This is a genomic window from Halapricum desulfuricans (assembly GCF_017094465.1).
Taxonomy (GTDB): Archaea; Halobacteriota; Halobacteria; order Halobacteriales; family Haloarculaceae; genus Halapricum.
Genome location: NZ_CP064791.1, coordinates 2,635,455 through 2,661,121, shown reverse-complemented (window position 1 = coordinate 2,661,121; position 25,667 = coordinate 2,635,455). Strand labels below are relative to the sequence as shown.

The 25,667-nt window shown below is 66.2% G+C and carries 24 protein-coding genes; 15 read left to right on the top strand and 9 right to left on the bottom strand.

The window, feature by feature from the left end:
- Positions 1-46: 46 nt before the first annotated feature.
- Positions 47-1,714, top strand: coding sequence for an alpha-amylase family protein (locus tag HSEST_RS13565; RefSeq protein ID WP_229121496.1), 1,668 nt, complete (start codon positions 47-49; stop codon positions 1,712-1,714).
- A gap of 130 nt (positions 1,715-1,844) precedes the next feature.
- On the opposite strand, the gene HSEST_RS13560 is transcribed toward HSEST_RS13565, so the two are convergent.
- Entirely contained in the window at positions 1,845-4,112 is a 2,268-nt protein-coding gene (locus tag HSEST_RS13560) for an alpha-amylase family glycosyl hydrolase (protein WP_229121495.1), read from the bottom strand.
- Positions 4,113-4,252: 140 nt separating this feature from the next.
- Between HSEST_RS13560 and gghA the strand changes: the two genes are divergently transcribed.
- The 9 genes from gghA (at position 4,253) to HSEST_RS13520 (ending at position 14,196) form a co-directional block, all read left to right on the top strand.
- Entirely contained in the window at positions 4,253-6,706 is a 2,454-nt protein-coding gene (gene gghA, locus HSEST_RS13555) for a glucosylglycerol hydrolase (protein ID WP_418886519.1), read from the top strand.
- A 126-nt stretch (positions 6,707-6,832) separates the two neighbouring features.
- On the top strand, positions 6,833-7,828 hold the full coding sequence (locus tag HSEST_RS13550; protein WP_229121493.1) for an aldo/keto reductase: 996 nt from the start codon (positions 6,833-6,835) through the stop codon (positions 7,826-7,828).
- Positions 7,829-7,927: 99 nt separating this feature from the next.
- Positions 7,928-9,007, top strand: a complete 1,080-nt coding sequence (locus HSEST_RS13545; protein WP_229121492.1) for a TrmB family transcriptional regulator — start codon at positions 7,928-7,930, stop codon at positions 9,005-9,007.
- Positions 9,008-9,104: 97 nt separating this feature from the next.
- On the top strand, positions 9,105-9,530 hold the full coding sequence (locus HSEST_RS13540) for an HIT family protein (RefSeq protein ID WP_229121491.1): 426 nt from the start codon (positions 9,105-9,107) through the stop codon (positions 9,528-9,530).
- Positions 9,531-9,569: 39 nt separating this feature from the next.
- Positions 9,570-10,424 carry a transcription initiation factor IIB gene (locus tag HSEST_RS13535; RefSeq protein ID WP_229121490.1) on the top strand — a complete coding sequence of 285 codons (855 nt, stop codon included), beginning with the start codon at positions 9,570-9,572 and terminating at the stop codon, positions 10,422-10,424.
- A 53-nt stretch (positions 10,425-10,477) separates the two neighbouring features.
- Positions 10,478-10,570, top strand: a complete 93-nt coding sequence (locus tag HSEST_RS14700) for a hypothetical protein (RefSeq protein WP_418886518.1) — start codon at positions 10,478-10,480, stop codon at positions 10,568-10,570.
- Positions 10,570-11,346 (top strand): DUF7089 family protein, encoded by a 777-nt coding sequence (locus HSEST_RS13530; protein ID WP_229121489.1) that lies wholly within the window; start codon positions 10,570-10,572, stop codon positions 11,344-11,346. The genes HSEST_RS14700 and HSEST_RS13530 overlap by 1 nt, the downstream gene beginning before the upstream one ends.
- Before the next feature lie 77 nt (positions 11,347-11,423).
- Entirely contained in the window at positions 11,424-13,079 is a 1,656-nt protein-coding gene (locus HSEST_RS13525) for an ATP-binding protein (protein WP_229121488.1), read from the top strand.
- A gap of 58 nt (positions 13,080-13,137) precedes the next feature.
- The gene (locus tag HSEST_RS13520) at positions 13,138-14,196 is read left to right on the top strand and encodes a glycosyltransferase family 4 protein (protein ID WP_229121487.1); all 1,059 of its coding nucleotides are present in this window, start codon (positions 13,138-13,140) and stop codon (positions 14,194-14,196) included.
- A gap of 79 nt (positions 14,197-14,275) precedes the next feature.
- On the opposite strand, the gene HSEST_RS13515 is transcribed toward HSEST_RS13520, so the two are convergent.
- From HSEST_RS13515 to HSEST_RS13500, 4 genes are all read right to left on the bottom strand, one after another.
- Positions 14,276-15,016: an AAA family ATPase gene (locus HSEST_RS13515; protein ID WP_229121486.1), complete on the bottom strand. Its 741-nt coding sequence runs from the start codon at positions 15,014-15,016 to the stop codon at positions 14,276-14,278.
- A gap of 7 nt (positions 15,017-15,023) precedes the next feature.
- The gene (gene cooS, locus HSEST_RS13510; protein ID WP_229121485.1) at positions 15,024-16,985 is read right to left on the bottom strand and encodes an anaerobic carbon-monoxide dehydrogenase catalytic subunit; all 1,962 of its coding nucleotides are present in this window, start codon (positions 16,983-16,985) and stop codon (positions 15,024-15,026) included.
- Positions 16,986-17,176: 191 nt separating this feature from the next.
- Entirely contained in the window at positions 17,177-19,612 is a 2,436-nt protein-coding gene (gene folP, locus HSEST_RS13505) for a dihydropteroate synthase (protein ID WP_229121484.1), read from the bottom strand.
- Between the two features lie 81 nt (positions 19,613-19,693).
- Positions 19,694-20,176: a hypothetical protein gene (locus tag HSEST_RS13500; protein WP_229121483.1), complete on the bottom strand. Its 483-nt coding sequence runs from the start codon at positions 20,174-20,176 to the stop codon at positions 19,694-19,696.
- 97 nt (positions 20,177-20,273) lie between these two features.
- Between HSEST_RS13500 and HSEST_RS13495 the strand changes: the two genes are divergently transcribed.
- From HSEST_RS13495 to arsM, 5 genes are all read left to right on the top strand, one after another.
- Positions 20,274-20,795 (top strand): hypothetical protein, encoded by a 522-nt coding sequence (locus HSEST_RS13495; protein ID WP_229121482.1) that lies wholly within the window; start codon positions 20,274-20,276, stop codon positions 20,793-20,795.
- A gap of 30 nt (positions 20,796-20,825) precedes the next feature.
- Positions 20,826-21,209, top strand: a complete 384-nt coding sequence (locus HSEST_RS13490; protein ID WP_229121481.1) for a hypothetical protein — start codon at positions 20,826-20,828, stop codon at positions 21,207-21,209.
- 97 nt (positions 21,210-21,306) lie between these two features.
- Positions 21,307-21,912, top strand: coding sequence for a hypothetical protein (locus HSEST_RS13485; RefSeq protein WP_229121480.1), 606 nt, complete (start codon positions 21,307-21,309; stop codon positions 21,910-21,912).
- 101 nt (positions 21,913-22,013) lie between these two features.
- Positions 22,014-22,364: an ArsR/SmtB family transcription factor gene (locus HSEST_RS13480; protein WP_229121479.1), complete on the top strand. Its 351-nt coding sequence runs from the start codon at positions 22,014-22,016 to the stop codon at positions 22,362-22,364.
- Complete coding sequence (gene arsM, locus HSEST_RS13475) at positions 22,361-23,182, top strand: arsenite methyltransferase (protein WP_229121478.1); 822 nt, start codon at positions 22,361-22,363, stop codon at positions 23,180-23,182. Before HSEST_RS13480 ends, arsM begins: the two co-directional genes overlap by 4 nt.
- A 196-nt stretch (positions 23,183-23,378) precedes the next feature.
- Here the strand turns inward: arsM and hisH are convergent, their stop codons facing one another.
- The 4 genes from hisH to HSEST_RS13455 are packed head-to-tail and all read right to left on the bottom strand — an operon-like array spanning position 23,379 to position 25,467.
- Positions 23,379-24,029, bottom strand: a complete 651-nt coding sequence (hisH, locus tag HSEST_RS13470; protein WP_229121477.1) for an imidazole glycerol phosphate synthase subunit HisH — start codon at positions 24,027-24,029, stop codon at positions 23,379-23,381.
- 60 nt (positions 24,030-24,089) lie between these two features.
- Positions 24,090-24,668, bottom strand: a complete 579-nt coding sequence (locus HSEST_RS13465; RefSeq protein WP_229121476.1) for a uracil-DNA glycosylase — start codon at positions 24,666-24,668, stop codon at positions 24,090-24,092.
- Between the two features lie 33 nt (positions 24,669-24,701).
- Positions 24,702-25,259: a DUF99 family protein gene (locus tag HSEST_RS13460; RefSeq protein ID WP_229121475.1), complete on the bottom strand. Its 558-nt coding sequence runs from the start codon at positions 25,257-25,259 to the stop codon at positions 24,702-24,704.
- Between the two features lie 31 nt (positions 25,260-25,290).
- Entirely contained in the window at positions 25,291-25,467 is a 177-nt protein-coding gene (locus tag HSEST_RS13455; RefSeq protein ID WP_229121474.1) for a DUF5786 family protein, read from the bottom strand.
- Between the last annotated feature and the right edge of the window lie 200 nt (positions 25,468-25,667).

Below are 25,667 nucleotides of genomic sequence, written 5' to 3'. Positions count from 1 at the left end.
CGAATGATTTAACAACAGCCATAGTAAATAGGGAACTAGGATAACCATGATCGAACAGCCAGAGTGGTTCCGGGACGCCGTACTGTACGAGCTCGACGTCAAGCGCTTCTATGACAGCGACGGCGACGGCTGGGGCGACTTCGAGGGGCTCCGCCAGCGGCTGGACTATCTCGATCGCCTCGGCGTCGACGCGATCTGGCTGCTGCCCTTCTACCCGAGTCCGATGCGGGACAACGGGTACGACGTGGCCGATCACTACGACGTCGACGACCGCCTGGGGACCTTAGAGGACTTCCGGGCTGTCGTCGAGGCGGCCCACGACCGGGACATCCGCGTGCTGATCGACATGATATTTAACCACACCTCCGACCAGCACGAGTGGTTCCAGCGCGCCCGCGAGGACCCCGATTCGAAGTACCGGGAGTTCTACTGCTGGACCGACGACCCCGAGTCGGCCTACTCGACGGTCAACATCTTCCCCGAGCACGAGGACGGCGTCTGGAGTTACGACGAGGTCGCCGACGCCCACTACTTCCACCAGTTCTATCACTATCAGCCCGATCTCGACATCGCCAACCCACAACTTCAATCCGAGGTCGAGGACGTCCTGGAGTTCTGGCTCGACCAGGGGGTCGACGGCTTCCGGGTCGATGCCGTCGCGCCGATGACCTTCCGGAAGGGCGAGGACGGCCACGAACTCGATGATCCCCACGCTCTCTTCCGACGGCTCAACCGGACCGTCCGCGAGAAGAAGGAGGATGCGGTCCTGCTGGCGGAGGCCGACGATCAGCCCGAACTGCTGGACGAGTACTTCGGCGACGGCGACGAGTTCGACCTCCAGCTCAACTTCGTCGGCAACGCACACCTGGTGTACGCGCTGGGCATCGAGGACACCTGGCCCCTGGAGCGGCTGTTCGATATCCTGCCCTACGACGTCTTCGAGAACGGCCAGTGGGCGAACTTCCTGCGGAACTTCGACGAGCTGAACCTGCTGAAACTGCCCGACGACGCGTTCTGGCACGCCAAGGAGCTGTTCAATCCCGACGACGAGGACGCCTGGATCTTCGAGCGCGGTCACGCCCGCCGGACCGCCGGCATCTTCGAGAACAACCCCGAGCGGATCGCAATGGCTCATAGCCTTATGTTCTCGTTGCCGGGCTCGCCGGTCATCCTCGCTGGCGACGAGATCGGTATGGGCGAGGACCTCTCGCTCGACGAGCGTGACCCGGTTCGGACGCCGATGCAGTGGTCCGACGACCGCAACGCCGGCTTCTCGACGGCCGACTCCGATGATCTCATCCTCCCTGTCATCGACGAGGGCGAGTTCAGCTACCGGGAGATCAACGTCGCCGACCAGCTCGGCGAACCCTACTCGCTGTACAACCGGATCGCCGCCATCGCACACACGCGATCGGTCTGCTCGGAACTCTGGCAGGGCGAGTTCGGGCAGGTCCCGGTCGACGCCGACGACGTCTGGGTCTTCCGCGCCGAGTACGAGGACACCGTGTTGATCACGGTGCACAACCTCTCTGGGGAGTACCGCGAGGTGACGATCGACCCCGATCTGCCGTGGGGCGCGACGGCCGACCTGCTCGGCCCCGGCCACTACGAGTTCGAGGAAGACGGCCCGATGACGTTCTATCTGGACGGCTACGACTACGTCTGGGTCCGCGGCGACAGCGAGGGCGAGCGCGTCCCGCTCGGACAGCCCTGATACTACCGGCTGTGATCACGTGCAGAATTTCGCCACCTGGGGTGGCGAATACTTCCACGAAGTCACAGCCGGCAGTATGAGAACAGTCACGTCCGCGACCGACGACTCGAAATCGTCGCTGTGGACCGGCTCACTCCAGCAGCCAGGCGGTGTCCCAGCCGGCTTTCGTGACGTAGCGGTGTCCGGACCACTCGACCGGCTCCCCCTCGCTCTTTTTCAGCCACTCGAACTCGACGTAGGTCCCCGCTGGCAACTCGAACTCGCCCCGCCAGGTCGGGTAGTCCTCGCCCGACAGCGCTACCGCTTGCTCGACGTCCCAGTTGCCGAGCGCCTCGTGGTTACCGGTCAGGAACACCTCCTCGCCGTATTCGGCTTCGACGTCGATCTCGACGCGGGTCGTCACCGCCTCGCCGGGCGTCGCGTCGGCCGGTTCGAGCCAGCGATAGCCGTACGGTTCCAGGAGGATCCGACCGTCGGGGTAGAACGCCGACTCGTCCCGGAGGACCTCGCGGTAGCTTCCGGCGTCCCAGCCGTCGGGAAGCTCGCCGAAGGCGACCGCTCGCGACTCCCCGGAGAAGTTCGAGAGCGCAAGCAGGCGTTCGCCGTCGCGGGCGCGCTCGACGACGAACACCGCATCGTCCGACACGTCGTGAACGACTTCCTCACCGCGGTGGTGCAACGCCTCGCGCCCCGCTCGCGCGTTCGAGAGGCGCTTGATCCCGTCGAAGACGCGCTGTTCGACCGACCCCTCCAGCGTGCGGCGCTCGGCGGCGTCCCAGTCCATCGGCGAGCGGTGGACCCAGCGGTTGTCCTCGGCCTTGATCGGGTTGTTCAGATACGAGAAGTCGTTGAGCTGGGCGAGCTCATCGCCGCTGTACAGCAACGGCATCCCCTGCATGACGAAGGCGGCCTGGTGCATGAGCAGGTACCGCTGGATCGCCGCGTCGACGTCCTCGGGGTCGCCCTCGACGCGGGCTTTCTGGAGGCCGGTCAGTGCCGCGGCGGTCCCGGAGGTTCGGGCGACGCCGGTCGCCTCCTCCTGGAAGCGATACCCCTCGGCGTAGCTGTCGGGGTGATCGCCCGCGTAGAAGTCCGAGCAGAACTTGCGCGTACTGGTCGGGTCCTGACCGACAGCGCGGACGTCCTCGTCGTCCAGGCCCCAGCCGATGTCGTCGTGACACCGGACGTAGTTGAGCCACGAGGCCCCCTCCGGGGTCGCCGGGAGCGATTCGAGGGCCTGTTCCAGCAACTGGGTGTTCTCGCTGGCCAGCGCGTGCCAGAGGTGGGCCATCAGCGGCGCGTTGTAGGCGATGTCACACTCCTCGCCCTCGTGGCCGCCCGTGCCGAGGTACCTGATCGTCTCCTCGGGCGTGACGATGGCCTCGGCTTTGAACAGTACGCCTGGCGCGGCGATCCGCATCAGCGCCCGGTAGGCCCGCAGGATCCAGTGGGCCTCGTCCAGATTCCGGCAGTCCGTCCCCAGTTCCTTCCAGAGAAAGGGGACGGCGTCGAGCCGGAGCACGTCGGTCCCCACGTTCGCGAGAAACGCCATCTCCCGGAACATCTGGACGAACACGTCCGGGTTCGAGTAGTCCAGATCCCACTGGAAGTCGTAGAAGCTCGTCCAGACCCACTGCTGTAGCTCCTCGACGTAGGTGAAGTTCCCCGGCGCGAAGTCCGGGAACACCTCCGGGAGCGTCTGCTCGTACTGGTCGGGGCGCTCGCGGTCCTCGAAGGTGAGATAGAAGTCCTCGAAGCGCTCGTCGCCGTCCATCGCGGCCTGGGCCCACTCGTGCTCGCGAGCGGTGTGGTTCATCACGAAATCGAGCGCGAGGTGAATATCCTCCTCCTGGAGGTCCGCGGCTAGTTCCCGCAGGTCGTCCATCGTCCCCAGGTCGGGATCGACCGCCCGGTAGTCCGTGACGGCGTACCCGCCGTCGTTTTGCCCCTCGCGTGGCTCCAGCAGCGGCATCAGATGCAGGTAGGTCACGCCGAGCTCCTTCAGATAGGGGATCTTCTCGCGGACGCCCTGGAGGTCCCCCGCGAACAGGTCGACGTAACACATGTAGCCGACCTCCTCCGGTCGCTGGAACCAGTCCTCGACGCCCTCGCGGGACCGATCGAGCGAGCGGAGACGCTCGGGTCGGGCATCGAAGGTCTCGACGGCCGCATCGACCGCTTCGAGCAGCCAGGTGACGCTCTCGCGGTCGTCCCCGTAGACCTCGGTAAACGCCCGCCAGAGGTCCGGCAGGTGTTCCTCGATCCGCTCGCGCAACACATCGCTCTCGGGATGGTCCGCGTAGCGATCGATCAGAAACGTCCGCAGCGCCTCGACGGGGTCCTCCGGGGGCCAATCCGCTATCGGGGCCTCGTTCCGGTCACCGCTGGCCTCGCTCATTGTCCCCTCCTGTACCACGCTATACGGGCGCTTTCGGTCATAGTGTACCATTGTATCCCCGGCATCAAAATTCTTTACAACAGGTGTGGTTAGATGGGTGGGATCGCGTATCCGGCCCGGACGCGGGGTGTGTCTTTAAGATGAATGGGGTTCATTATTACTACAGGAGTTGTACTACTGTGACAGCAAACGTCCGGCTGCTGGACGAACCCACCGAGGACCTGCGTGCGTGGCATCGAGCGCAGCGGGAGCGCCACGACGACGACTTCGAGGCGGCCAAGGAGATCGTCACCCGACTGGGCGCACACTACGAAGACGGCGTGACCGAGATCGGCTTCTGGACGCCCGAGATCGTCGACGCTGGCGTCCCGCACGATGACGTCTATCTCGAAGTGTTGACCCCGACGGAGGACGTTCGGGTCTTCGAAGACGGCGTCGATCAGCAGACGATCGAGGTCCGGCGCGATCGGCTTCCGATCCATCGCGAAGGCGAGTACCACTGGGCGGTCGTCGAGGGTATGCGTCCGGGCACGCGTGAGCAGTTCGGCTCCCTCTACCAGCTGGTCTACCGCGAGGACGGCGAGTGGCACACGGTTCAGGATCCGCTTGCGTACTCGGTGCCGTTCGGCGTGTTCGGCCCCGCCGAGCTGATCGATCTCGACACGCTCGACGCCGAGCGTGACGACCGCGAGTACTTCGAGCACCTCGGTACCGACGCGGAGCCGATCCCGACCAGCGAGGACGACGGCCTGCCGCGGATCGAGCCCGCGACGAGCATGGTCGAAATCCATCCGGGGACGGCAACCGAGAACGGGTCTCTAGGAGGGCTGGCACGGCGATACGATCGGATCAGCGAGAAGCTCCGCACGGGCGAGGACCTGACTGCCGGCGAGCGGATCCATATGGGCTACGACGGGATCCAGCTGATGCCGATCGAGCCGATCACCGAACACCGCGAGAACCACGAGTTCTGGCAGGTTGAGGGCGACCGCGTCGCACCCCAGGGCGGCGAGACGGCCGAGCTCATCGCCGAGCAACCCGACCTGATAAACTGGGGCTACGACATCGTCATCCGGGCGTTTTCGGCACCCAATCCCGCAATCCTGGAGACAGGGCGACCACACGAACTGGTCGATTTCATCGCCGCCTGTCACAACCTCCCGGAGCCGATCCGGATCGTCTTCGACATCGCGCTGGGCCACGCCGAGGGACGGGCCGACGAACTGCTCGACGAGGAGTTCATCGAAGGCCCGGGGATGTACGGCCTGGAACTGGACTACCTGCATCCGGTCGTCCGGGCGACGGTGCTGGAGCTCCAGCGCCGAAAGATGGACTTCGGTGCCGACGGAATCCGGGTCGACGGCGCACAGGACTTCAAGTATTACGACCCCGGCCCCGACGAACTGTTCCACGACGACGAGTTCCTCGCGGAGATGGACGAGGTAACACAGGAAGTCGGCGGGACCGAATACCGGCCGTGGATGATCTACGAAGACGGCCGGCCCTGGCCCCGCGGGGACTGGGAACTGGCTTCGACCTATCGCGAGCTCATCAAACAGCACCCCCACTCCTTCCAGTGGTCGCCGATCACCTTCGCGCACAACAAGCCCGCCCTGCTGACGTTCTGGGCGAGCAAGTGGTGGCGCGTCTTCGAGGTCGCCGATTTCGGCAGCAACTGGATCACTGGCGTCGCGAATCACGACACGCTCCGCAGGGGGACCCAACAGCCCCTCCCGAAAGGCTGGGAGGAAGATCCGATCAACCCCTACCTGGGCGACGACGGGCCGGAGATCATCGACGAAGCCTACGACCAGCCCTCGACGAACATGCTGTTGCACTGCCTGCTGCCCGGCGTGCCGATGGACTTCCTCAACGCCAACGCCCACGCGCCCTGGTCGTTTATGCGTGATACTGACGACGAGTGGAACGTCAAGGTCGTCGCCGAGGAGGACAACGTCCTCGACTGGCACGTCCCTGCCGAGCTGTACGACGACGATCGGTTCTTCGGGCGGCTGAAGTCGATGGGCATCGACGACCGGGACGACCTCGATCACTTCGTGCACGTCCTGCACGATGTCGGCGAAGCGACCGACTGGGAACTGGAGGACATGGCAGCGACTATCGAGGCACTGGGATCACCGCTTGCAGGCGAGACGGTGACGCCCGAGGATCTCGAACGATTCAGCGAACACTGGATGGCCGACGTCAACGAGTTCGCCAATCTTTCGAACTGGCTGGACACCCTCGACCCGGACCGCGCCGAGTTCACCCAGCGCGTCCGGGAGTTCCGTCAGGACCGGCCGTGGTTGCTCGAAGACATTGACGTCGACGGATCGGAGGTCTTCGATTACGTCCATCCCGTCGACGGGACGGTCGTCTACTACGGCTTCAGGGCGTCTCCGGACGGCGACGAACAGGTGCTGTTCGTGGGGAACATGGAAGGGCCCGAGGTGACCGTCGAGCCGACCGGTCTCGACCCGTCGATCCCGGCGGACGGCTGGGAACCCGCGCTCGCGTCCCCGGGCACTGCGCCCGACCTCGACACGCTCACGCTCGACAACGGACAGGCCGTCGTCTGGACCCGCCGACCGTGATGCGATCGGCAGGCTGACCTGCCGGACGCGTCGCGCCGCTCTCGCGTCTTGCTTTTCGAGACGATCCCTCCCACCCAAATCGCACTCGACGCCAGCCTTTTTACAACGGGGATTAAAAATAGTGGTATGTCGAGTGATACAGTACCACATACAACACTCGGATCGACCGGGTTGGAGGTGTCCGAGCTGGCGCTCGGGTGCATGAACTTCGGGAGCGAGGCCGAGTGGATGATCGACGACCGTGAGAAGAGTCGCGAGATCATCCATCGAGCGCTCGATCTCGGGATCAACTTCCTGGATACCGCGAACGTCTACTCCACCGGCGAGAGCGAGGAGATCGTCGGCGAGGCGATCGCCAACTATCGCCGGGACGAACTGGTGATCGCCACCAAGGTCTTCGGCGAGATGCACGACGGGCCGAACGGGCAGGGGCTGTCTCGCAAACACATCATCGACCAGGCCCATGCCAGTCTCGATCGGCTTGGCGTCGACTACATCGACCTCTACCAGATCCACCGCTGGGACGAGAACACGCCGATCGAGGAGACGCTGTCGGCGCTGACCCATCTCGTCGACGAGGGGCTGGTCCGCTATATCGGTGCCTCGACGATGGCCGGCTGGCAGTTCTCGAAGGCGCTGTACACCGCCGATATCGAGGGCTACGAGCGGTTCGTCTCGATGCAACCGGAGTACAACGCCGTCGACCGCCACGAGGAGGCGAACCTCCTGCCGATCTGCGCCGAGGAGGATATCGGCGTCGTCCCGTGGTCGCCGCTCGCGGGCGGGTTCCTCACTGGCAAGTACGACCGCGACAACGAACCATCCGGGGACACCAGGGCTGCGACCGACGAGTACACGTCGAACCGATTCACCGACGAGAACTGGGCCGTTCTCGAGGAGATCCGGTCGATCGCCGACGAACGGGACGCCACCCCGGCGCAGATCAGCCTCGCCTGGCTGCTGGCACAGGACGTGGTGACCGCCCCGATTATCGGGCCGCGGCGGATCGACCACCTCGAAGAGAACGTCGCGGCAGTCGACATCTCGCTGACTGACGCGGAGGTCGAGCGAATCGCCCAACCGAAGTTCCCGCAATGGCCACAGGAGGGCAAAGACAGGTGATTCGCCGTCCCGTGCCCGATACGACCGCCAGCATCGATACCGCGCGGAGTGATACCAAAGCGGACAGTTTACAACCCTGATGGCATAACAATACCAACAATGAATAAATCGAAGCTTACAACAGTACTCGAAGACGCCGGCCTCTCGCCGTATCAGGCGGAGGCGTACGTGACAGTACTGGAGCTGGGGTCCGCGTCGGCGACCGACGTCGCCGAGGAGAGCGACGTCCCGGACCCACGGATTTACGACGTACTCCGGGATCTGGAACAACGCGGCTACGTCGAGACCTACGAGCAGGACAGCCTCCACGCCAGGGCGTACAGCCCCGAATCGGTCCTCGAGGACCTCCGCGAACGCGCCGATCGATTCGAGGACGCGGCAGAGGAGATCGAGGACCGCTGGGAAGCACCGACGATGGACTCGCATACGGTGAGTTTCGTCAAGCGGATCGACACGGTCCTCGACAAGGCGGAAGCGAAGATCCGTGCGGCGGAAAACCAGGTCCTGGTCGCTGTCAGCCAGAGTCAGTACGTCCGACTTCGGGACGCCCTGAAGGACGCACGCGAGCGCGGTGTGCACGTGCGACTGGCGATGTACGCCGAGGAGGACTCGCCGCATTCGCTCCCGTCGGAATCGGAACTGCGGGAGGTCGCGACGGAAGCCCGGTACCGGTCGATCCCGATGCCGCTGATCGCGCTCATCGACCGGACCGCGACCTGCTTCGCCCCGCACGACCTCTCGACGAACCGCTACGGGATCATCGTCGAGGATCGGACGCACGCCTATGTCTTCCACTGGTTCTTCATGGCCGGTCTCTGGGAGTCGACGGAGCCGTTGTTCACCGACGACGACGACTCGTTGCCCCGGACGTACGTGAACATCCGCAACTGCATTCGTGACATCGCACCGCTGCTCGAGGACGGAGCGACGATCGCTGCCACCGTGCAAGGTCTCGACGTCGATTCGGGCACCGAGGTCACCCTCGAAGGAGACATTGTCGACATCGATTACCCCAGCCTCGAAAACGTCGGCCGCGATCCCCTGTTCTCGTACCTCGGCGGCCAGGCCACGATCACCGTCGAGACCGACGACGGACCGATCGCCGTCGGTGGCTGGGGCGCTGTCATCGAGGACTTCGAGGCGACCCGGATCGTCATCGAGGACGTCAGTTACGATTGACGCCCGCGGGTGGGGCCGGATTGACGTTCCGTGGACGGGACCGCCGTTCTCGGCCGACGCCCAAGACGTTATTTTGGTGGCCGACGCAGAGACGCACATGAGCGACGATTGCATTTTCTGCCGTATCGTCGACGGCGAGATCCCGAGCCGAACCGTCTACGAGGACGACGCCGCGCTGGCGTTTCTCGACGCCAACCCGCTGACGATGGGTCACACGCTGGTCGTCCCGAAAGACCACTACGAGCGTCTCGACGACATTCCCGCTGCGGAGGCGACTGACTTCTACGGGGCGCTCCACGAGGTCGTCCCCGCGGTCGAGGACGCTCTCGACGTGCCCGCCACGACCGTCGCGGTCAACAACGGCGAGGCCGCCGGCCAGGAGGTCCCGCACGTCCACGCCCACGTCGTCCCGCGGTCGGCGGACGACGGCGCCGGCCCGATCCACGCGCTGTTCGACGCCCGGCCGGACCCCTCCGACGCCGAACTCGACGACGTAGCCGAGTCGATTGCCGACCGGCTCTGACCCCGAAATTTAAGTCGACCCTTCGATCGAAGTGGGGTGATGCAAACTAGCGGAAGACGGACGTGCCCGGAGTGTCGGGGAACCCTTCGGACGGGAGAACAGGAGACGGTCTGTACTGAGTGTGGCCTCGTCGTTGAGGCCGATCGACTCGACCGCGGGCCGGAGTGGCGCGCCTTCGACGACGAGACCCGCGAGCGGACCGGCGCGCCGCTGACGCCGGCACGCCACGACATGGGCCTGTCGACCGAGATCGGCCACGACGCCGGCGTCTCGGCCGGGAAACGGCGCCGACTCACGCGGATGCGCACCCAGCACCGCCGGGCGAGCGCACCCTCGAAAGTCGCCCGCAACCGACGCGAAGGGTTCGGCGAGATCTGGCGGATGACCGGCCGCCTCTCCCTGCCGGATGCGATCCGGGACCGGGCGTGCGTCCTCTTCACGAGCGCCCAGGAGGACGACCTGCTTCGCGGACGGTCGATCGAGGGGATCGCGACGGCCGCGGTGTACGCGATCTGTCGCATTGCGGGCATCTCTCGGACGCTGGCGGAGGTCGCTGCCGTCTCGCGGGTCGACCGCGGCCGGCTCAAGAACTGCTATGGGGTGCTCAACCGCGCGTTCGAACTCGAGACCGGCCCGATCGATCCCGCGGAGTACCTCCCGCGGTTCGCGACCGAACTCGGTCTCGAGGCCGATGTCGAACGCCGGGCGCGCCAGTTGGCCGCCCGCGCTACAGACGAGGGCATCGCCGCCGGGCGCAATCCGGCCGGCGTGGCGGGCGCCTGTCTGTACACCGCGGCAATCGAGGCCGACTGTTCGCTCACCCAGCGCGAAGCTGCCGACGTTGCCGGTGTCGCTCCGGCGACACTCAGGGAGACCTACCACCGACTCCGGTGAACACAGCCACAAACTGCGGTGCGTTTAACTCACCCGGCCCGGAAGGACGGCGTATGAGTACAGCGACGAAGATCGTCCTCGCAACGGTCGGCCTGTCGGCGGCCGCGGCCGTCGCGCTGATCGTCAACACGGCACTGGCAGCCTGATGTTCACCGAACGATCGCTGCCTGAGGCCGTCGAGCAGGTCCGGGCCGTACACGCGCCGGACGCGGTCGTGCTCGATGTCGAACGGGACTTCGAGACGTTACCGCCCGCAAGCGCCGAACAGCTCGGGCTCGTCGCCGACGCCCTGGAGCCGGCGAGCTATCCCCGGTCGTGGCTCCCGGCGGACGCCCCGGACCTGCTCGTCGAATACGCCAGCGACACGTTCACCGTCGGCGCACCCGGGGACGGCGGCGTCGCCTGGACGCGCCAGACCGACCCGCCCGTCGTGCTCGTCAAGCCGCGGCTGTCGGGCTCGCCCGATTCGTTCGTTCGATTCCTTGTCGCCGAAGCGCTGGTCCAGATCGGGCTCGGCGTCCCCGAACAGTTCCTCGGGTTCTTCGAGGACCGCTACCGGGCGTTCGCCGCGGCCGTCTCCGACCGGCTCGATCCCGTCGATACCTACCAGCTCTCGGCCGCGCTCTACGAGGGGTATCTCGGGTTGCACACTCGGCCCGTGTTCGCCGACTGGGCCGACGATCGACCGCAGTTGCACGACGCCTGGGTCGACGCCGGACAGCGCCTGCAGCCACGGCTGTCCTCGCTGGATTCGGACATCGCAAGCGGCCGGACCGCCTTCGGCGACGGCGCCGAACTGGCCTGCAGCGCTATCAAACACGACCTCGAACTGCCGACGCCGTTCGGCGCGCTGAACACCGACGCCTACCGCGAGCACGGTCCCGACTACGCGCTGACGTGGGCCGAGAAGACGCTCGGCTGATCCGCGGCGAGCCGCCCGCATCCGAAAACGGCGGCCGCCATGGCTACACATATACTACTTCAGTGCGTACTGTCGGTGTGGTATTCGGACTCGCGCCGACGCTCGATCCGCTGTTCGTCGCCTACGTTCTCGTCTTCGTGGCTGCCGCGGTCGCCAGTTTCGCCAGCGTCGCCGCGACATCGCGGATCGAAGACCCCGACACGCGCCGCGGGCTCGCGGCGCTGTTGCTCACGACCGGCGGGTGGGCAACTGCACACGTCGGATTCCTGCTCGCGCCGACGGTCGAGCTTTCGCTCGGGTTCTACACCGTCGGTCTGATCGTCGGGCTGGCCGCAGTCGGACCGTGGCTGTACTTCACGTCGGCGTACACTGGCCGCACGCTTCATCACGACCGGCGGCTCCGCACCGGACTGCTCGCGATCTTTCTGGTGATCGTCGCCGTGAAGGTGACCAATCCGTACCATTACCTCTACTACGAACCGGCCCTCGTCGCCCAGCCGTTCCCGCATATCGCTGTCCGCCACCAGCTGTTTCACTGGCTGGTGATGGGACTGTCCTACGGCCTGTCGATGATCGGATACTTCATGCTCTACGAGCGGTTCCGGCAGGTCAGCTACGACACCCGACCGTTGTTCGCGCTCGCCAGCGTGACGATCCTACCGGTCGTCCTCGACGTCGTTGGCTTCGCCACGCCACATCTCATCGACATCACGTACGAACCGATCGGCGTGGCGCTTTTCGCCGTCGGGTTGCTGTTCGTCTACTTCTACCGGTTTCAGGCCGTCCAGGCGACCGGCGACCGCGACGAGCCGACGATCCTGCTCGACCAGCGCGACCGGATCCGCGAGTACAACGACGGCGCGGAGGGGCTGTTCCCGTGCCTGCGGGCCGGTACGGCACTCGGCGAACCGCTGTGGTCGACGCTGCCCGACGTAGCCGACGCGCTCGCTGCGGACGCGCCAACGATCGCGCTGGACCGGCCGGGCGGCGTCGAGTACTATCACGTCTCCGAGCGGGACTTCGCCGTCGATCAACCCCAGCTCGGCCGGCTGGTCGTCCTGCGAGACGTCACCGAACGCGAGCAGTATCGCCGGGAGCTCGAACGCCAGAACGACCGGCTGGAGTCGTTCGCGAGCATGGTCAGCCACGACCTGCGCAACCCGCTGAGCGTGGCGATGGCCCGGCTCGAACTGGCTCGCGACGATCGCGACGACGAGAACCTGGAGACGACCGCTGACGCCCTCGAACGGATGGAACGTCTCATCGACGACGTGCTCGCGCTGGCTCGCCACGGTCAGCCCATCGACGAGCCGACGACCGTGGACCTCTCGACGATCGCCCAGTCGGCCTGGATGATGGTCGATGCGCCCGATGCGGACCTCGAAATCGAGGAGACCCGTCTGCTCGCCGCCGACGCCGACCGACTCCAGCAACTGCTCGAAAACCTGTTTCGCAACGCCGTGGAGCATGGCCGATCCGACGCGGACGCGTCGCTCACCGTTCGGGTCGGTCCGCTCTCGGAGGGATTCTACGTCGAGGACGACGGGCGGGGAATCCCGGCAGACGACCGCGAGGCGGTCCTCGAGAGCGGCTACTCGACGGCGACACACGGAACCGGGTTCGGGCTGGCGATCGTCAGCGAGATCGCCACCGCCCACGGCTGGTCGATCGCCGTCACCGAGAGCGACGAGGGCGGCGCACGGTTCGAGATCCGCGGCGTCGAACCCGAGTGACTCGCCGCCGCCACGGGAAACCGCCCGCTTTTTGTCGGTTGGTACCGACGACGGAGATATGCGCGTCGCGTTCGTCTCGATGGAGACGACCCATCACGACGACAGGCCGGGCACCCGTCGGTTCGAACGGCTCGCCCGCCTGCTTGCCGAACGCGGCCACGACGTGACCGTCTTCTGCGCCCGATCTTGGGAGGATGACCGCGAGACGGTGACCGATTCCGATGTCGTCTATCACGGCGTGACCGACTCGCCGGCGCCGACGTCGTTCGCGCTTGGGCTTCCCTGGGCGCTGGCCCGGTTCGACCCTGACGTGATCCACGCGTTGCCCACACCCGCCTCGCAGGTCGTCGCCGCGAGCGTCGGGGGGTCGCTTTCGCGTGCGCCGCTTCTCGTCGAGTTCTTCGGCGACACCGACCCGTCGGGATCGCGCTGGGCCGGCAGGGCGCTCTCGGCGCCCGCCCGGATCGTCGCTCCCTCCGAGATGGTCCGCACCGAGCTTCGCGAGTCCGGCGTCGCGGACGACCGTCTGCGGACCCTGCCCGAGAGCATCGACATGGACCGGATCCGGGCGGTCGATCCCGCCGACGACGTCGATGTCGTTTTCGCCCATCCGCTCGACGAGACGGCGAACGTCAAGAGCCTCCTGCTGGGGCTCGCGGAGCTGCGCGACCGGGACTGGTCGGCGACGATTATCGGCGACGGCCCCGCCCGCGGGGCCTACGAATCCGAAGCCGAAGACCTGCGCATCGACGACCGCGTCGAGTTCGTCGGCGAGCGGCCACTCTCGGAACGGCTGGCCGTCTATCGGAGCGCGCACGTCTTCGTCCAGACCGCCTACCGGGAACAGTTCGCCACCGAACTCCTGTGGGCGCTCGCCGCCGGCTGTGTCGGCATCGTCGAGTACCAGGCCGAATCGAGCGCCCACGAACTGGTTGAGAACCACCGTCGGGGCTTCCGGGTGACGACGCCCCAGCAGCTCGCCGACGCGATCACCGACGCCGGCGAGTTCGAGCACCTGACTGTCGACGACGACTGGGACGCGTACGACCACGACGCCGTCATCAGCTCGTATCTGGATCTGTATCGGGACGTCCGGGACGAATACGGACTGGTGTAAATCGCCCCCTGATCGCGGCAAACGCGGTGGGTGCCCGCCGCCGTTGTCCGTGCGCTGTTCTCCGGCCCGCGTTTCCCGTTCACTCGATGTCGGCGACGACCGAATCGAGTACGTCTCGGGCCGTCGCCCGCAGTGCGGGACTCGCCTCGACCGGCGAGACGCCTTCCAGGCCGGCGCTGGCGATGTCGTCGTCGTAGCCGAACGTCTCGACGATCGGCAGCGCGAGTTGGTCCTCGATCAGCTCGGCCTCGCTCTCGTCGCGGACCTTGTTGAGGAACGCGTAGGTGGCGTCGATGCCGATGTCATCCGCCAGCGTCTGTATCTGGTGGGCCGTCTCGATCGACGCCTGCGAGGGCTCGACGACGACGATCATCGCGTCCACGTCGTCGGCGGTCCCCCGGCCGAGGTGCTCGATCCCGGCTTCCATGTCCATGACGACGTCGTCGTAATCCAGCGCCTGATTGACGAGCGAGCGGATGAAGTTGTTCTCCGGGCACATGCACCCGGTCCCGCCGGCTTCCGGCGGGCCGATAGTGACGAGCCGGCCGCGCTCGCCGAACGCGACGGACTTTGATTCGAGCACGTCCGTGACCTCCGGGCGGAGCTGGATCAGTCCGCCGGACGAACCGGCTCGATCCTCGATGAGGTCCGTCTCCTGTGTGATCGGATCGGGCTGGTCGATCCCGAGCGCGCTCGCGAGGTTCATGTCGGGATCGCCGTCGATCGCGATCATCCGCCGTTCGTCCGCGATCTCCCGTGCGACCGCCGCCGAGAGTGTCGATTTGCCGACGCCTCCTTTTCCGGTGATTGCGACTTTCATGGTATCGTTAGTCCGCCGTGCCAGCCTCCGCCTCGATGTCTGCATCGACTAGCGGCGCTCGCCGCTCGTCGAGCGCGTCGATGAGTTGCTCCGCTGCTCCGTCCGGCGTTCCGTCCTGGATCAGGTACCCGCCCGTGATGTCCTTGAGGTCTTCGGTGAGCGTCTCGGTGACGACCTCGCTGGCTTCGATCCGGAGAGCGGGCGCGGTGTGCAGCGGCAGTCCGAGCGCGAGCGCCCAGGTACCGATGCTGACTGCCTTTTCGGCGATCAGCTCGGGCGCGCTCGCGGCGACCGGCAGGTCCTGGACCGGGATCCCGCTCCCCTCCGAGATCGCGCGGATGACGTTGCCGATCCGAGAGTTGTCCACGCAGGAACCCATGTGCAACACAGGAGGGAGCGGCCCGTCGAGCCCGGCCGCGTCACCGAGCGTGTACAGCAGTTCCTGGAGCCCGTCGCCGGCGAGTTCGTCGACCCTGTCGGGGTCCAGGTAGCCGCCCTGGGCCATGATGTGGCCGATACACCCCGTCACGACCGGCAACACGTCCGCGGCGAGCAAGTTCTCGATGAGCTTCTCGGTCATGTTGGCCTCCCGCATCTTGGGGTTGGGACAGCCGACGATCCCGACGATCCCGCGCAACTGGCCCGCCTGGATCGCGTCGACGATCGGCTGGGCGGGGTTCTCGGGGTCGATCGATTCGAGCACGCCGAGGATCGCGCTGTCGGAGAACCCGACCATCGCCTCCTGGGTGCGGTCGGGGATGTTCACCTCGTACTTCTGGCGGCGCTTGCGGTCCTGATAGCCCTCGATCGCTTCCCGAACCAGCTTCTTGGCGTCTTCCATCGCCGTCTCCTCGTCGAACGGGATGTGCGTCGCCTCCTCCATGCGGACGTAGTCGACGGTGGTGATGAGCCGCGTGTGGTGGCACTCGATGAGGTCGGAGATGCCCGGCCAGATGCACTGGATGTCCACGACCATCGCGTCGAGCGCCCCGGTCGTGACCGCTAGCTCCGACTGGAGGCTGTGTGCCGCCATCGGGATGCCGTGGCGTTCGGCCAGTTCGTTCCCGGTACAGCAGATCCCGACGAGGTTGATCCCGTCCGCGCCGACCTCGCGGGCCTCGTCTTCCAGTTCCTCGGCGGCTTTCACGACCATCTCGCTGAGCTGTGGGGAGTGGCCGTGGACCGCGAGGTTGACCTGGTCCTCCTCGAGCACGCCGAGGTGTGCCGTCGCGTCGGTCGGCGACGGCGTCCCGAAGATGACGTCCTGGAGGTCGGTTGCCATCGTCAACCCGGCGTAGCCGTCGGCCACCCCGGCTTCGAGTGCGCTCTTCAGGATGTGCCCCGTGTCCGAGTCGTTGCCCTTGTGGGTCTGTGCGAGCGCCCGGGCGGCCTGCTGATCGACGCTGCTCAGCGGGAGCAGCCCTTGCTCGTCGAGCACCTCGCGCTGGCTGTCCGGCATCCGTTCGAGCCAGTTGAGCGTCTCCCCGCCGGGGCCGAAGTCGTCCATCGCCGCGTCGGCGACGGCTTTCGCGACCTCGTTGACGTCCCCGTCGGCCTCGAGTCCGATGTCTTCGGCGATCGATCGAAGCTTCTGCTCGTCTTTGATCTCGAAGTCCCCGGCCTCCTCCTCGGCGATCTCCGCGAGCAACTCCACCGATTCGCGGGCGTGGTGGGAATGAGAGGACACGCCGGCGCCGATCTCGCGATAGAGGTTGCGCGAGACGACCGTTCCGGGCGTCGCCCCGCAGACCCCGCGGTCGTCCCCGTACTGGTCGTCGTCGCTTACCCGACACGGCCCCATATAACAGATGTCACAGCAGCTCCCGGCCTGGCCGAACGGACACTGGGGCTGTTGTTCGTCGAGCCTGTCGGCCGGCATCTCGTAGTCGATCTCGCGCTGTGCCTCGACCGTTCTGTCCGGATCGCCCGCATCACCGAGATCGATGACGGGTTCTGGGGGATCTCCCATAGGCCGGTATTGTATTATATTGACTATGATGGTGTGCCCCAAATATTTGGGGTCGAAGAGAACCTCTCACGAACACGTCAACGGAGACTTATTGCTGTGGGTGAATTACCGAACCAATTTTGTGTTGGTGGTTGTGTATTATCACTGCACTACAAACTCGGTCTCGTCGTCGAGTCGGCTCGCCGCTCTTTTCATTCGGCGGCGTCCGGATCCTCGGCGGCAGCCACGACGTCCCGGGCGGCGACGTTCTCCGCGACGTCGTGCACGCGGACCACGTCGGCGCCGTGTTCGGCCGCCAGCGCCGTCCCGGCGACAGTCGGAGCTAATCGCTCGTCGCTGTCACGCCCGATATGACCGAACAGCGACTTGTGTGAGTGGCCGACTAGCACCGGACAGCCCAGCGCCCGGAACTCCTCGAGCCGGCCGAGCAACTCGAAGTCCTCGGCGGGCGTCTTCCCGAACCCGATCCCGGGGTCGACGAGGATCTGTGACCGGTCCAGCCCGGCCTTCTCGGCCAGCAGGACCCGCTCTTTCAACTGGTCGATGGCGTCCTCGACGACGTCGTCGTAGTGGACCTCTCGATCGGGATCGACCGGCGTGTCGATGCTGTGCATCACCACGACCGGCACGTCGTAGTCGGCCGCGAGATGACGCATCTCGGGATCTTCGAGTCCCGACACGTCGTTGAGGATGTCCGCGCCCGCTGCCAGTGCGGCCTCGGCGACCGGCGCCTTGCGCGTGTCGATCGAGATCGCGACGTCCAGCTCGGTGACGCGCTCGATCACCGGCACGACGCGCTCGATCTCTTCTTCGGCCGGGACCGGATCCGCGCCGGGTCGGGTCGACTCCCCTCCGATGTCGACGATGTCGACCCCGTTTTCGACCATCTCCTCGGCCCTGGCGACGGCGTCCTCGACGGCGTCGTACTCGCCGCCGTCGTGGAACGAGTCCGGCGTGACGTTGAGGATCCCCATGATCGCGGTGCCGTCCTCCCAGGGGTAACCCCGCCGGTCGGGTTCGACGCCGATTTCGAGGTGCTCACGCAGCCGATCCGCGAGCGGCGAGAGGCCGTAGGGCTGCCCCTCGAGTTTCCCGACCAGCCGCTTGAACTGCGCCATCGTCGCCATCAGCACGACGTCCAGGGGCTCCTCGTCCTGGTTGTTCAGCCCCGAGACCGCACACTCCCCGCCGAGCGAGAGCAACTCCTCTTTGAGGTACTGGGCCTGGCGGGGCTGGACGCGCGTCTTGAGGACGCGGTGGACGCCCTTCCCGCGCATCCGCCAGACGCCCGCGTCGGTGACGTGCGCCCCCGACAGGGTCTCGCGTGCGTCGTCTAGCTCCTCGATCCGCTTGGGGATGACCGCCCGCGTCCAGCGTGTGCGGGCTTCCCGAACGGTGTACAGCGATCCGGACACGAGGACGGCGTCGTCCGGATCGGCGGCGTCGAGTGCCTCCTCCAGGGCGCCCGCCACGTCAGAGCGCGTCTCGACCGTCGCGTCGGGGTACGCACTCCCGAAGGCGGCGGCCACGACTGTCTCGTCTTCGGCCCGGTCGACGTCGGCTTGACAGGCCACGACGTGCGCCGGATCGGGCAGGGCGGCGGCGATACCCTCGTGGTCCTTCTCGACCATCGCGCCGACGACCAGATGGAGGTCGTCGTACTCGAACTCCTCGAGAGTCTCGGCGACCCGCTCGCAGCCGCCGGGGTTGTGCGCCCCGTCGAGGACGGTCAGCGGCTCCCGGTCCATCACTTCGAACCGGCCGGGCCAGTGGGCGTTTCGCAGCCCCCTCCCCAGCGTCTCCTCGTCGACGTCGGCGACCTGTCGGGCCAGCGTCGCGGCGACGCCCGCGTTGCGGGCCTGGTGAGCGCCCGGCAGCGGCAGCCGCGTCTCGACGTGAAACCCCTCGCCGTCGAGTTCGACCTGCCCGTCCGTGTCTCTCACACCGCCGTAGGAAACCGTCGTGTCGGCGTCGTCCTCGTCGACGGTCACGACCTCGCCGGCGACCTCGCGGATCGCTTCGCGTGCGGAGCCGGTCGCACCGGTGACAATCGGCGCGTCCGCAGGTGCGACGTGGGCCTTGTCCCGGGCAATCTCCTCGACGGTCTCACCCAGCAGATCCGTGTGTTCGAGGCTGACGCTGGTGACGGCGCTGGCGACCGGATCGACCACGCTCGTGGCGTCGTAACGGCCGCCGATCCCGACCTCAAGTACCGCGACGTCGACGCCGGCGCGGGCGAACTGCCACAGCGCCAGCACGGTCATCGTCTCGAAGAACGTCGGCGCCTCCCCTTCGGCTGCCCGCTCGGTCACGTACGGCTGGATCCGCTCGGCGAACTCGATCAGCGCCGCTTTCGGGAGCTTGCGACCGTCGACCGTGATCCGCTCCCGGACGTCGTCCAGATGCGGCGAGGTGTACAATCCCACCGATAGCCCCGCCTCCCGAAGCGTGGATTCGAGCATTCTGGCCGTCGAGCCCTTGCCGTTCGATCCGGCGATCTGGATCGCCCGCACCGCCTCGTGGGGGTCGCCCAGCTCCGACAGCAACGCCTCGGTAGCGTCGGTCTCGCGTCCGGGCGGGAACCGGCGGAGTTCCAGACAGAAGTTCGCCGCCTCGTGATAGTCCATGCCTGTTGGATCCGGGGCTAGTCGCTTTAGACTGTCGAACCTGGGAGTTGCTGTCTGTGAGTCTGTGGCGCCGATCGCTGTCTACGCGTCCGGATCGTCCTCGCCGACCAGCCGACGCACCAGCAGCTGGAAGGCCAGCCCGATCACTGCCGCGACCGCCTCGGCGTCGGGTGCCGGTTCGGCCCCTTCGTCCTCCAGCTCGATGCGGACGGCCCCCTCGTCTTCTTCGCTTGCCCCTTCCGATTCGTCCTCACCGAGCAGTCGACGCAAGACGGCGGCCAGCACCGCCAGCACGGCGCCACCGATCGAGACGCCGAGCAGCGCTTTCCTGGCCCGTTCGCGCCGGGACGGCCCCTCTTCGTCTGTGAGCTCATCTTCGCCGTCACCGACCGCTTCTGTTTCCGCGTCGCCTCGCTTTTGTTCGCTCCCCGTCGCGTCCGACGCCCCTGTCGACCCGTCGAACGTGTCTGTCGGTTCGGGCTCGGACTCGCCGCCGAGTCCCGGCACTCGGCCAAGCGGTATTCGATCGGTCGGTATCCGGTCCGTGAGGTCCTCGCGGTCCATACCCGCAGCATCGCCCGCCAGCGTCATATACCTACGTTCGACTGACACCACGGTTCCTGCCGGTAGCTATTTGTCCCCGCCAACTCGTGACACCGACATGTCCTACCGTCGCAAGCGGTCCCCGTTTTTGACCGGCGTCGCCGTCGGGATCGGGGTCTGGGTCGCCGGGTATCTCTTCTCGCTGGTCTTCGTCGCCATCGTGCGGCCGCCACAGCTTCTCGACGTCTTTTCGGCTCCCGGCGCTGCCGGTATGCTCTACGTCTTCGGTAGCGTCTTCGCGCTGCTGTTGCTGTTCGGCGGGTCGTACCCGCCGTCGCTGGCACTCCCGGGGCTGGTCGGCCTGCTCGTCGCCGTCGCCGGCGGTGCAATCGTCCCGGTTCGGGCCGAGCAACTCGGCAACGGCTGGGCGGCGACGAAAGCGGGCGCGGCCGTCGGTGTCGGCGTCTGTCTGGCGACGCTCGCGGCGCTGACTGTCTATCTGCTTCCGTCGACGCCGGCGTCGGACACTCCCATCCCGCTGCGCTACGTCGCGCTCCTGTTCGGCAACCTCCTGTTGCCCGCTCTTGCTGGTGCTTTCGGCGGCGCACTCCAGCACGCGCTGGCGACCCAGCAGTCCTAGACTTTTGCTGACGCCGCTCGTATCCCTGGTATGGCTAATTCCGAATACCAACCCGGTGCGTGCAACATCGGCAGTGCCGAGCAGCGACGGCGTCGCCTCCTGGGCTATGCCAGTTTCGCGCTCGCGTTCGTCTACATCGTGGCTGTCCTGATTGCTGGCTACCCCGAGACGTACATCCTGGGGAGTTTCATCTTTCTGTACGGCGGGGTTCTCGGTCTCCTCCAGGCGCGACGCCAGTTCTGTGCCGGCTACGCGGTGGCCGGCCACTACGGCTTCGACGACGCCGAGGGGGCCGTCGAGGACAGCGACGCCCACTCACAGGACATCCGGCAGGCGGCGCTCATCACCGGGAAGGCCCTCGCCGCCACCGTGTTTCTCGTCAGTGTGATCTACGGTGCGGCGGTGTCTGTGTGACCTGTCGTCATGACCTTTCCTGCTGCAAATATCGGCCGAAACGGTTATTCTGTACAGTTTACTAGTAACGTTACCACGTAACATGCCCGGTGGCCCGATGTCGGACGATCCGAGAGGAGCGGATCCGATCACCGACGCGATCCTCTCGGAGTCGGTCTACGAGCGTCTCCGCTATACTGAGGGCATTATCACTGTCCCCGTCGGTCGGGTCCTGACCTATCAGGCCGCGTTGCTCGGACTGTTGGCGACGATTCTACCGCTATATGCTGTCTATCCGGACGCGGTCGCCGAACACGTCGGGACGCTCGACCCGTTTTTCGCGACGCCTCAGGTCCTGTTTCTGGGCGTCGTCGGTTGGGCCAGCGAGATCGGATCGGCGTTGACGCTCACTGGCACATACTGGTATCGGATCCGCACCGAACCCCTCAGCGAGGCCACTGCCCGGACGATCGTCACCGTCGAACAGATCGCGATCGGACTCTCGCTTATCACTGGTGGTCTGGCGATCGTCGCGACGGTCGGCCTGATTGCGCTCGGCGCGTTCGGCGCCTCCGTCCTCTCGACGTACCTGGGTGCTGTAGCGGGTGAGAACGTCTTCGCTCAGGGCGGGATGCTCTCGGTCGGCCATCTGTCGATACTGGCGGTGCTCGGCTGTCTCTCTGTCCTCGGCGTCCGGGCTGTCCTCGGCCGGGACGCCGGCTGATCGCCCCCGTTGTCCTCTGGATGAGATGCGGCCGTCCTCTGACGAGCGAGCGACGATCAAAACATCTATATTAGAGAACACCAATATAAGAGATAGTTAATATGAGTGGTGACGTAGACGTGGCGACCGAGGAAGCGGCCTGCTGTGAGCCGGTTGGGGCGGTCGACACCGAGGCGCTGGCGGCGGACGTCGAGTTGCTGTCGGCGATGGGCAACGACACGCGATACGAGTTGCTCCGGCGGATCGACGGTGCGGACCGCGAGGCCTGTGTCTGTGACCTCGAAGCGGCCGTCGGTGTCAGCCAGAGTGCCGTGAGCCAGGCGCTCTCACGGCTGTACACCGCGGGGCTGGTGACACGGCGGAAGGACGGCAACTGGCGATACTACGGGTTGACCGACGAGGCCGAACAGTTGCTCTCGACGCTGGACGCGATTCGGGGGGATCGCCGATGACGAACGACGAACGTGCGGTTCGACGGCTGGTTCGGGACCGCTACGCCGACGCTGCGAGCGACGGCTGCTGTGGCGGAGCCGAGACGTCCTGCTGTGGGGGCGGCGACAGCGGCTCCGATGCCAGTGGTACAGACGGCGACGCCGACAGAATCGCCCGTGAGATCGGCTACGACGACGAGTCGCTCGAGACCGTCGAGGGCGAGGCCAACCTCGGACTGGGCTGTGGCAACCCGACGGCGATCGCCGACCTCGAACCGGGCGAGACGGTCCTCGATCTGGGCTCCGGGGGCGGCTTCGACTGCTTTCTGGCCGCCCGGGAAGTTGGGCCCGAGGGCCGAGTCATCGGCGTCGATATGACGCCGGAGATGATCGAGAAAGCCCGCGCGAACGCCGGAGAGAACGATGCCGGAAACGTCTCGTTTCGCCTGGGCGAAATCGAACACCTTCCGGTCGCTGATACGACCGTCGACGTGATCATATCTAACTGTGTGGTCAACCTCTCACCGGCGAAAGATCGGGTGTTCGAGGAAGCCTACCGCGTCCTCCGACCGGGCGGCCGGCTGGCGATCACCGATCCGGTCCGGATCGACTCGCTCCCCGACGGTGTCCGGGGCGACCCCGGATCGCTGGCGGGCTGTATCAGCGGTGCCGAGTCACCGGAGACGATCACGACCCTGCTCGAAGCAGCTGGATTCGTCGATATCAGCGTCGAACTCGATCCCGACAGTCGCGAGGTCATCGACGAGTGGCACGACGAGTACGATCTCGGCGGATCGCTGCTCTCGGCGCGGATCGAGGCCGAGAAACCGGCCGAGTGACACGCTCGTCACACAAGCCGACAGCCGGTACAACACGCCTGCGGCGCGTACGCTCACTGCTCCCCGACCACTTTTTCCGCGTCGGGTGTCCTCGCTCACTGCGTTCGCTGCGGGCACCCTCGCGCAAAAACGTGGGGAAAAACAACCTCGCCCTCACTGCGTTCGGTCGAGTGAAACGCGCCTGCGGCGCGTACGCTCACTGCTCCGCGCAGTAGTCGACGAAGTTCCGTAGAATCTGCAGTCCGGTCTCACCGCTCTTTTCGGGGTGGAACTGCGTCCCGAAGACGTTGCCGGCCTCGTTGGCGACGACGCTGGCGAACTCGGTGCCGTAGTCGGTCGTCGTCACGATGGCGTCGGGGTCCTCGGGGTCGGCATAGTAGGAGTGGACGAAGTAGGCGTATTCCCCGTCGACGCCCTCGACGAGCGGATGCTCGCGCTCGACAGATAGCTCGTTCCAGCCCATATGCGGGATCTTGCGGTCGCCGGTGAACCGACGGTTCGACCCCGGGATCAGGTCCAGCCCTTCGGCGCCGCCCTCGCCGGCGTGTTCGGCTTCCTCGCTGGTCGTCAGCAGCATCTGCATCCCCAGGCAGATCCCGAAGAAGGGCTTGCCGTCCTCTGCGAGCTCGATAAGCGTTTCCCGGAACGGGCCGGCGTTGTCCATCCCCTCGGAGAACGCCCCCACACCGGGCAGAACGATCCCGTCGGCGGCCTCGAAGTCGGTAGGGTCGTCGCTGATCTCGACGCTCGCCCCGGCACGTTCCAGTCCACGGGTGACGCTTCGGAGGTTCCCGAGCCCGTAGTCGACCACCACGATCGACGCCGTGGTCTCGCGCGTGCTGCTCATACACGTCGTTAGTGGAGTGCCGTCAAGTCCCTTTCCGTTCGCGCAACCGAACCGGCCCGACTAGAACTCGCCGAGCCGCGCCTGGTCGCCGCCGTCGGTGAACTCGGCGGCGCGCTCGATCGTCGCCTCGAAGGTCGCCTCCTGACTGCGGTCGTACAGCGTCGCCGCCGGGTGGACCGACACGAGCACGCGACGGGGCTGGCCGGCGACCTGCGCGTCGAACACCTCGCCCGCCTCGCTCGTGACGGCCACGTCCCGCTCCAGCAGGTGCTCGCTGGGGACTTTCCCGAGCGTGACGATCACGTCCGGATCGACGCGGTCGATTTCGGTCTCGAGGTATCCCCGGCAGTGTTCGAGTTCTTCGCTCGTCGGATCGCGGTTCTCGGGCGGCCGACAGCGCACGCAGTTGGTGATCCGGACGTCCGCCCGCGAGAGTCCGCCATCCCGAAGGGCGTCGTCAAGGACGTCCCCGCTGCGGCCGACGAACGGCTTGCCCTCCTGATCTTCCTGTGCGCCCGGCCCCTCGCCGACGAACAGCAGGTCCGCATCCGCCGGACCGACGCCGTCGACGATCCGGCTCCGGGAGTCGACGAGTTCACTACAGCGTTCGCAGTCGGTGACGCGCAACTGCTCGTCCATACCACCACCTGCGTGCCCCCACCGTATGAACCCTCACGATTCCCGCCGGACCGTCTCGACCGCTCTGGCGGCTTCCCTCGCGACCCGCAGCGGTTCGGGACGCCCGCCTTCCGGCGTGAACGCCCGAATAACTCGCTCAGCCTCCCCGTCCGAACAGCCGACGGCTCTGACGTAAACGGCCTCCCCGTCGAGTTCGACGGCTCGTCGTTCCGGCTGGTCGCGATAGGTCGCGAGCCGCTCCGCGAGAGCCTCGCCGTCGAAGGCCGCACGCAGAGCCGACTCCAGCCCGTCGCTGTCCTCGAAGGAGACCGACAGCACCGGCCGCTCGACCGCCTCGTTGATCCGCCACAGATCGAGCACGTTGTACCAGGCGGGCGCGATCCCGGCCAGCATGACGTACCGAACGTCCGGCCGATCCACTCGCTCGATCATCTCGATCACCGATGCGGTCGCGTCGCTGGCGCCGACCGTACACTGCCCGAAAACGAAGCCGTCGACGACGCGGTCGGCACGCACGACTGCACCGGCGAGCGTGCTCGTGTCCGCCCGGTAGGACTCGGCCACACCGAGGGCGCGAACCCCCGACTTCATGGCAATCTGGCGACGATATTACCCGGCTCGGTCACGTGTTCTCCTTGATGTCGGAAAGTTTGTCGATCAACTCGTCGTTCGAGGCGGTAAACTCGAACTCGACGTCACCGTCGTGGGTGTTCTCATCCGCAGAAACGCCGTCGTCATCGAGGTCCGTGTCGTACTCCTGATTCTCCTGTTCGGATTCGTCGTAGCTCCCGAACCCCATGTTCGTCTAGATGTCTGTGTTCGCCTGCAAAAAATGTCGCTGAAAATTACTATGTGATCGGGTCGGAACAATACGCCTGCAGTCGTGCACGTTCGGCTCCCGAGGTGACATCCTCCGCGCCGTGAACGGAGAGGTATCGAAGATCCCTCAGGCAGTCGGGCAAAGCCCGACGACGGCGCGGCTTCCCTGCGTGGGAATAC